The organism is Companilactobacillus futsaii JCM 17355, assembly GCF_001435505.1.
Lineage (GTDB): Bacteria > Bacillota > Bacilli > Lactobacillales > Lactobacillaceae > Companilactobacillus > Companilactobacillus futsaii.
In genome coordinates, this window is the sequence record NZ_AZDO01000051.1 from 1 (window position 1) to 8,477 (window position 8,477).

The following is an 8,477-nucleotide window of genomic DNA, read 5'->3' on the forward strand; positions in this document are numbered from 1 at the left end:
TTAACTTTTCTTTATTTTTCCAAAGTGGCTAACTTGTTCTTGCAATTTGCGTTATTATTTTTGAGGGATTATTAACGATTTTCACTTTAGCTCAAGTTACTCTTGCCGCCACCGATGCTAATGCCACTAATAGTGTCATTGATGCCGGTAATCAAGCCAACTATGAGACAGCTCTCAGAAATACTCCTAAGGGTTTACATTGGAATGACCAAGATTTTACTAAAGCTAATTTCAAGAATAATTCAGCTGAAATCGTTAATTCAACTAATCCTAATACTCCCAATACCAGTGTGATCAAATTGACCAATACTAACTATCAAGTTGGAGGCATTTGGAGTAATTTATCTGAGGATAATTTCTTCAATATTAATGAGAATCAAACTGCATCTATGTGGCTTTATTTTGGTTCGTACAAAAATTCAAGCTATCCTGACAGTCTCTTCCCCGGTGATGGAATGGCATTTGTTATGCACAACGATCCACGAGGAACAAATGCTCATTCAATCGGAAAAGACAAAGATGGTAACACCAAGCCCGGTAATGGTGAAACATTAGGTGTTTGGGGGACGGATTGGAATTGGAATGAAACCAATCCTGCTAATATCGCCAAAAATGCTGTACAAAACAGTTTAGCAATAGAGTTTGATACCTTTATTAATAAATTAACGACCTATAAAGATATTTCTGGAGAAGGTGTTTCCTTTGATGCACAAGGAATCAATGGTCAACACATCGCCATAGGCTATCCTGGAAATCCTTCCGATGGAACTTATCCAATAAGTACTTACTTCCATAACACAATTAAAAAACCTGCTGGTGATACTAGTAATGGACCTGCAACTAAAAATTATTTTACAATGTTGCATCTGGCTGCAACCGATAACTTAAATTTAGTCGATAACAACTGGCATCATTTAACAATTCAATGGACTAAGCCAACTACCAACAGCAATCTAGGAACCATTACTTATAAATATGATGATAAAAATCCTGACGGAACTCCAACTAATTCGGCTAAAATTGCTTCAACCATTGTTGATACTAATCAATTCAAAACTACCAATGGCAAACTATATTGGGGTTTTACAGGTTCAACTGGTAAATATACTGAAAACAACTTATTGGTTTTTGAATCCTTACCATCCTTCGTTGATGCCCAAGCTAGTGCCAATATTCATAACGACACTGAGGATACTGAAGTTAAAGCTGGCGACCATGTTAATGCTAACGACGATATTACTTATAATTACAATTTGAAATATATTGGTTGGACTAGAGAGTGGACTAATATCAAGACTAGAATGCAAATTCCAGACAATGTTACTTTTACTAGCGGTGAAATCAACTATGCCAACGGTAAAAAAGAAATTATTCCTAGCAGCGTATTTGCCGATACTACCGATCCAAATTATTTAAATTATCAATTACTTCAAACTCTGAATAAAGATAATCGAACTGCTACAATTTCGCTTCATGGTAAAGCCGCCAAAACTACAACTAATACTTTGACTGTTCCATCTGCCCACGCTCATTTTGATGGAGATAATTTAATTACCGATACTGATGCACCCTCGTTTATTATTGATCCTAAATCAATCACGCTTGAAAGCTCTACTCCTTACATTATCAAAATCAAAAAAGGTGAAGACGCCCAAATTAAAGCTCACGTTAGTTACTTAGGAACTAGTGCTACTCCTGATTTAACCAAATTGACCGTTTATCAAAAAGTTGGTGATCAAGATTTCACTGCTCAAAAAGGCATCATCGACTCAGCTGGAAATTTCACGTTAAACATCCCTAACTCTCAATTAAATGAATCTTCCACACCAGTTTCATTCTATGTCAAAGATGATTCTGGAATTCTTGGTCAAACCAACACTTTGGAACGTACGATTCAAATTGGTGGAACTGTTTATTTTGGAGAAGTTTCTAGCAATGTGAAATTCCAAAATATTAACTTTGGCAATAAAAATAGATTGGTACCAAGAATCGATGATTGGAACGTCCATGTCATCGATAGTCGTGAAAAAGGTTCAAGTTGGACCGTCCAAGCTAGTGCTTCACAATTAATTAATACCAATACTAAACGGCCTTTTGACGGTAATTTAGTTTTTAAACAAACACCTGAAAGTCATCCCATCAATTTGAGTAACACTACGACTATAGCTCAATACACCAAACCTGATGATTCGACAGAAACTAACAATATTACCTTACCGTGGACTAATCAAAATGGAATCCTACTATCCTTAAACGATAACGTGAATCCTGCAGGTCAGTATAACGGCGTTATAAGTTGGACTCTACTTGATTCAATCGTCAATCATTAATAAAAATAATTCAGAGTCAAAAATAGCATCAATTCAGATATAGTTGATTAACTATTTATCTGAACTGATGCTATTTGTTTGATCGTAAAAAAATATAGGACGACATATTACTATTAACCTAACTTAAGAAAGAATCCAGAACCTTTAAGGTTTATTTTTTAACTCCGATATCCCAAAAACATAGCGAACATCAGAATAACTAAAACAATTGTAGTAATAATAACGTACAAATTATCATGTTCTTTATAAAAAGCATAAATTGAAACGACAACCCGCAAAACTGGCGTCAAAATCAATAGGAAAACACCCAACATAATAACGGCGTACGACTTACCCGCCATGATACCGGCAAAAATGTCTGAAAATCTTCTTGGGAAATCAACCATAGCTTTACCATTTTGCATAACAGTTGGATAACCAGAACCATTCATAAAATACAAGCCCATGCCGATTAAGATTACGATTGCCGACGCTATAACGCCAATTCGCAGGATCTTACCAATAATCACTTCGACTTCTTTAGTTTCTTTATGTGTATCCATTAGATGTTCACCCCGAATCCTTTAAGAGCCATTTGCACTCCCATGTAGAGAATAATTGGAATAAAGATCATTCTGATTACTCTTGGTTTCAAAACTTGCATCAATCTAGCACCAATCGTAGCACCCACTAAAACACCAATTGCCAAAGGCGCAGCGATATCCGGGCGAATCGAACCATTAAAGAAATAAACCGTGGCACTGGCAGCAGCCGTTACACCCATCATCAAATTACTAGTAGCACTCGATGGTTTCAAAGGCATTTTCATAATTGTATCCATAGCGATAACTTTGAAAGCACCACTACCGATACCTAATAAGCCACTTGCCAAACCAGCAGCCCACATCATAATAAAGCCACCGGGAACATTCTTCATTGAATAATCGACTTGCTTTTGCTCTGACTTATCATAATAAGTACTTGCTAACTTAAATTTTTCAACGATTGGATCATGACCAGTGAAAACTTGTTCACCTTTTTTATCGAATAACTTTCGAATCATATTGTAAGTTGAATACAATAAGAAAAATCCAAATAGAACGTACAAGAAACTACTTGAAAATACCCCTACTAACAAAGCACCCATAATTGCTCCGACAGTAGTAGCAATTTCCAAAAACATCGCAACACGCAAATTAAGCATGTCATCTTTCAAATAGGCAATAGTCGAGCCAGAACTTGTCGCAATAACTGAAATGATACTGGCACCGATGGCATATTTGATATCTAACCCCATCATAATAGTCAAAACGGGAGTTATAATCATTCCTCCACCAATACCCAAAATTGCACCAAGAACTCCAGCTCCCACTCCCATTATTAAGAGTAGCAACATTGAATTCATTATTTTTCCTCTTTTTCTTCTTCCCTATTATTAAAGTTCTCTACGGAAGTTTCATAGTTACCTTTCATTATATCCATTGTCTGTTTAATTTCAGCTTTTTCAGGTAAGTTTTCTGAAATTAAATCAATATGAAATTTTGAAGCATTTAAGTAATCGCAAACTGTTGAAAGATAAAATTTAGTATCCACTTCTGCATCATCATCGAAGAAATGAGTGACCTTCTTAGCATCATCGAATGGTAAATTAATGACACCAGTCTCTAGATAAAAATTAATTTCAAATTCGGCATCGGCTACATGGATCAAAACTTGTGAAAGTTTATTATCGGCAGCATCCTTTTCCATTTGTTCTTTAGCTTTATTCAAAGACCAAAGATCTTCTTGTAACAAATCATCCTTACTAATTTCTAAACTAGTTTGGTTGAATTTTCCTTCTTGAACATTTTCGATAAAATCAGCAATTTTTATTTTCATTTTCTTCTCCTAAAGATACTTTTTGAAAAACTTATCCACAGCCTGTTGGTATTTTTTTGAATCAACATAGTAGCTGCGAATGTGAACACCAAGGCTTTCATACGACATTTTAGGGAATTGTCCACATGTGGATAACTCATCTCTCATGTTGAAAGGTACCGTGAAATCGTTTTTCCCATGCATAAACAATACCGGCAATTTATTTTTCTCCAACGCCTTGCGACAATCGGTCTGTTGATATGAAAAACCGGCCCTGATTCGCGACATCATTGAAATACCAGCAATCAATAATTTACCTTTAATATGATATCTCTTTTGACAGTGATAACTCAAAATATCTGCCGCACTAGTATAGCCAGAATCCTCGATTATTAGTTTAACATTTTTTGGTAGGTCGTTGTCTGTTGCCAACATAACAGTTGCTGCTCCCATTGAAGCTCCGAATAAAACAATTTTGTCATCCGGTCGTTGACGCAAAACTTCTCTGATCCAATCTAATAAGTCTTGACTCTCAATATAACCAAAGCCAAGATATTTGCCCTCACTTTTCCCAGCCGCTTGATCATCTATCTGCAAAACGTTACATCCAAGTTTATCAAATAACTGTGCATGGACATTTAATGAATTGTGATCAACACCAAAGCCGTGTACTAAAATAACTGTCGTCTCCGCATTATTATCAGTAAACCATCCGTACAATTTACTGCCATTATAATGTGATTTTATTTGCCATTCACTTTTACTTTTTACTAAAAATCTAGTTGTACTTTCTTCTAAGCCTTCATCCATTTTAACTTTAGGTGCTTCTGAACCCAAAGCTTTGGAACCTCTTTGTTGAATATACAAAAAAAAGGCGTTCAGAATCAGAACGACTAGCAATAACAATATCAACAAAATAATTATCATGATATTACCTCACTTATCCTAATTCTTTCACACCTATCATAGCGATGGCAACAATAATCATCGAAATAGTGATACCAACGAACAATGTTGAAAAGGACATTGCTGTGATGATCAAACTACCTGCATAAGGTCCAATTGCTCTTCCTAATGAACCAAAAATACTATAGAAACTTTGGAAAGTTCCACGATTTCGATTAGTTGACATCTTACTCAATAACGCTGGAATAGTTGGGAAAACCATTGATTCACCAACAGTCAAAACTAACATACTAATAATAAAAGCTAGATAAGTTTTAGCCTCTGGAAGTATCAAGAATGACAATCCCATAATAATTGTTCCTATGAAAATTTGATATTTTAATAGTTTGAAAATTTTTGAAATCACACGATTCATTACTGGTTGAATGATCAATAATGAAGCCGCATTTACTGTAAATACCAAACCGTATTCACGAGTTGTATAACCTTGGTTAAGCATATATGCTGACAAGTTACTGTCCCATTGAGAATAACCTAGCCATACGATAAAAATTGACGCACAAATCACAAAGATATTTAATCTGAAACGATTTGTACCAATTTCGATTCTTGGATCCTTAACGTCACTACTTTCATAACGCTGAATATCTTCATCATCTTGTTCATGAACGTGATCCAAGACGTTAGCTTTTAGTAACAATATAACGGCACTGATTACAAATAATAGCATCGGAATGAAGAAAGTTAAAAAGATACTCCACTTAAAGATAAATCCGACTGCTGTTGAACCAATAGCAATTCCGATATTAGCAGCTAAATACATATTATTAAAAATCACTCGACTATTGCCGGTCATTTGTTCTGCAACGAAGGCAGTGTAGGCATTAACGGCCGTATAGACCAGCCCCATTCCAAATCCTAACGTGAACAACATAATCGCATATGTTGGCCACACATGATGTACTGACATACCTAATAACGATATAATTGATATTCCGTAACCAATGTATAACGTTCCACGCTTGGAGAAACGATCAAACATAAATCCCCCCAAAGCATTTCCAACCATCATAAAAGCTGAATATACCATCAAAGCAAATCCTGCTGTTACTAATGATTCGTGTAGATTCTTATGAATAAATATTGTATTCACTGGCAAAATAAATCCCATTACTAAATTGAATGTGATATTTAAAATTAATAGCCACAATCTTTGAGCGCGCATCCTTTTCACCTCTTCTATTTAATTTTTTCAATAAAAAAACCATGGCTAAAAAGATCAACCATGGTTTTAGTTGGTAGTACTCAGATGAGTAAATAGTTTGCTGTTCACATCAGCGCCCTATAGATATCCCTCACAATCCGGTGAGTAGTGCTTGATACCCTACCATCATAAGTGTCGTCCAAATTCGACGGCTCTCGACTCATCGCACAACCTGTATCATAATATATTCTGAAAATAGTTGCAACACTTTTCACTTAAAGATTTGGATTTTCAGTAACCTTTTCTTCAGTCCAAATCTTATAAATCAAGTTCAATAAGCCACCCATTTGACCATCAACGCCATTATACATCCAACGATAAATGCAGGCATCTTTTTTCATTTCGTCTGCTGGTGGGTTAGCACTATTAGCCGTTACAACGATATCAGCTTCTTTAGGGTCACTAACAATTTTAGCATATGGCAATGATTGTAAAGTAACTGCTAAATCTGAATATACTAAGAAGAATGACTCTAACTCCAAGTAAACTTTTACTTGAATATTCTTGTTGTAAAGTGAGAAGAATCGATAAGCAATTGCATAAATCGCCTCTGAGATCTGTTTAGCTTTGCCATTTAGAGATTGATACTTATCACGTAGCATTAGATGTTGAACGGTTGAATAAATCTTACTCTCTAACCCTTCATCATTTAATTTGCTGATAGCATCGCCAAAACCTGAGTACAAATTCAAGATTTCAATATAGTTGTGATCAAGAGCTAGTACACCAATAATACATGTCGTCAAATTGTATTTATATCTCAAAAATTCACTGTGTGACATTGCCATATCTGAAACTGTTTGTTCCACGTCGATTGGAATAAGTTCCAAGAAATCATCAATAAAGTTAGCAAATAGTGGATTATATCTGACTAGTTGCTTAGAAACGGATTCTAAATATTCTTCTGAAACTTCAAAAGTTGCTGGCACGCACATTAATAGAATATAAAAATCAGCTGATTGGAACATTTGCTCTTCATAACTGACATCTTCTTTAATAGCGCGCTTCAATTCTCTAACCTTTTTACTGCCAGTATCCCCTTCAAGCATTGAACTAGCACTTTCAAAAATATTAGGGAAAGGATAATTGATGACATTCAATGCATCCATGTTTTGAACGTGATTGCCCTCAATGATTCGATACAAGTGTGCCATAACAACATAAGCATAAAACATTTTTGTAATATGATTAGTTGGTTTAAGGCGATATTTGTCCAAAGCAATATCAACGACTTTGAAAGCTGTCTTTTGTGTGAAATCTTCAAATGGCCATACGTATCCCCTAGTAGCGTTCCAATACAATGCTGCGATAGCCAAACGAATTGATTCTTCATCGCCTACAAAACGCATTGGTTCATAAGCAATTCTGACGCCAAAACGCTTCAAATAACCTCTCATAGGCTTTAAATGACGTAAAACAGTTGCTTTACTACTTTCCAAAGTTTCATAGAAATGTTTAAAAGAGGTTTCTTTATCCTTAACAATTGCGTCTAAGAACAAATAACCGTCAGAATTAGTAGTCAAAAAGGCATGATAAGCATCCCTAGTGACGTTAAACATCTCTTCTGTACTGTATTCATCCTTATCTAAGATCCGCTTAAAATCTTCTTGAATTCCTAAGAAAGTATTGTAAACACTGCCGTAACTCTTATTCATTTGATAAGCAGCCTTACGTAAATTGATATCCTTAACTTTGATATCACGATTTCGATAAGTTCCAATCAAATCAGCACTGGCCAATTGATTAGTTCTGATTAATTTAATCTTGTTAAATAGTTGTATTTTTTCTATTTCTGATTTTGAAAGAAATAAGTCAGTAAAGCTATCCAAGAACTCCACCCCCGTAGATGCGATTAATTCTATTATAATAAAATACGATTAAGCATATTTTTCTACAATTATATTATAGTAAATTATTTTCTATATAAGTAACCTACCACATTTCATTACTTAAATAAATAGACAAGATATTTAGCAAAATATGAACATAATTTATTATCTATACCAATATGTTATTTTACGCCTTATTTATAATATGTATAGTCTTTTGGCATTCCTTAATTAGAAAAAAAACAAATTTCATAAAAAGGCAGATTGCAAGAAATAACCGAACACTTTTTAAAACTTAATATTTTCCATAAA

The 8,477-nt window shown here is 34.7% G+C and carries 7 protein-coding genes; 1 reads left to right on the plus strand and 6 read right to left on the minus strand.

Annotated features, from left to right (window positions below):
* Positions 1-290 precede the first annotated feature (290 nt).
* Positions 291-2,330, plus strand: coding sequence for an L-type lectin family protein (locus FC88_RS04905; protein WP_157060425.1), 2,040 nt, complete (start codon positions 291-293; stop codon positions 2,328-2,330).
* Between the two features lie 158 nt (positions 2,331-2,488).
* Here FC88_RS04905 and FC88_RS04910 read toward each other — a convergent pair whose 3' ends face one another.
* From FC88_RS04910 to FC88_RS04935, 6 genes are all read right to left on the minus strand, one after another.
* On the minus strand, positions 2,489-2,872 hold the full coding sequence (locus FC88_RS04910; RefSeq protein WP_057813381.1) for a DUF1634 domain-containing protein: 384 nt from the start codon (positions 2,870-2,872) through the stop codon (positions 2,489-2,491).
* On the minus strand, positions 2,872-3,714 hold the full coding sequence (locus tag FC88_RS04915) for a sulfite exporter TauE/SafE family protein (protein ID WP_057813383.1): 843 nt from the start codon (positions 3,712-3,714) through the stop codon (positions 2,872-2,874). Before FC88_RS04915 ends, FC88_RS04910 begins: the two co-directional genes overlap by 1 nt.
* Entirely contained in the window at positions 3,714-4,187 is a 474-nt protein-coding gene (locus FC88_RS04920; protein WP_057813385.1) for a hypothetical protein, read from the minus strand. Before FC88_RS04920 ends, FC88_RS04915 begins: the two co-directional genes overlap by 1 nt.
* Positions 4,188-4,196: 9 nt before the next feature.
* Positions 4,197-5,093 (minus strand): alpha/beta hydrolase, encoded by an 897-nt coding sequence (locus tag FC88_RS04925; protein ID WP_057813387.1) that lies wholly within the window; start codon positions 5,091-5,093, stop codon positions 4,197-4,199.
* Between the two features lie 13 nt (positions 5,094-5,106).
* Positions 5,107-6,297: an MFS transporter gene (locus FC88_RS04930; protein ID WP_057813390.1), complete on the minus strand. Its 1,191-nt coding sequence runs from the start codon at positions 6,295-6,297 to the stop codon at positions 5,107-5,109.
* A 254-nt stretch (positions 6,298-6,551) separates the two neighbouring features.
* The gene (locus FC88_RS04935; RefSeq protein WP_057813392.1) at positions 6,552-8,165 is read right to left on the minus strand and encodes a helix-turn-helix domain-containing protein; all 1,614 of its coding nucleotides are present in this window, start codon (positions 8,163-8,165) and stop codon (positions 6,552-6,554) included.
* Positions 8,166-8,477 lie beyond the last annotated feature (312 nt).

Coding starts and splice junctions, on each gene's coding strand:
- FC88_RS04930 (WP_057813390.1), bottom strand. CDS start 6,297: ATGCGCGCTCAAAGATTGTGGCTATTAATTTTAAATATCACATTCAAT.
- FC88_RS04910 (WP_057813381.1), bottom strand. CDS start 2,872: ATGGATACACATAAAGAAACTAAAGAAGTCGAAGTGATTATTGGTAAG.
- FC88_RS04925 (WP_057813387.1), bottom strand. CDS start 5,093: ATGATAATTATTTTGTTGATATTGTTATTGCTAGTCGTTCTGATTCTG.
- FC88_RS04920 (WP_057813385.1), bottom strand. CDS start 4,187: ATGAAAATAAAAATTGCTGATTTTATCGAAAATGTTCAAGAAGGAAAA.
- FC88_RS04915 (WP_057813383.1), bottom strand. CDS start 3,714: ATGAATTCAATGTTGCTACTCTTAATAATGGGAGTGGGAGCTGGAGTT.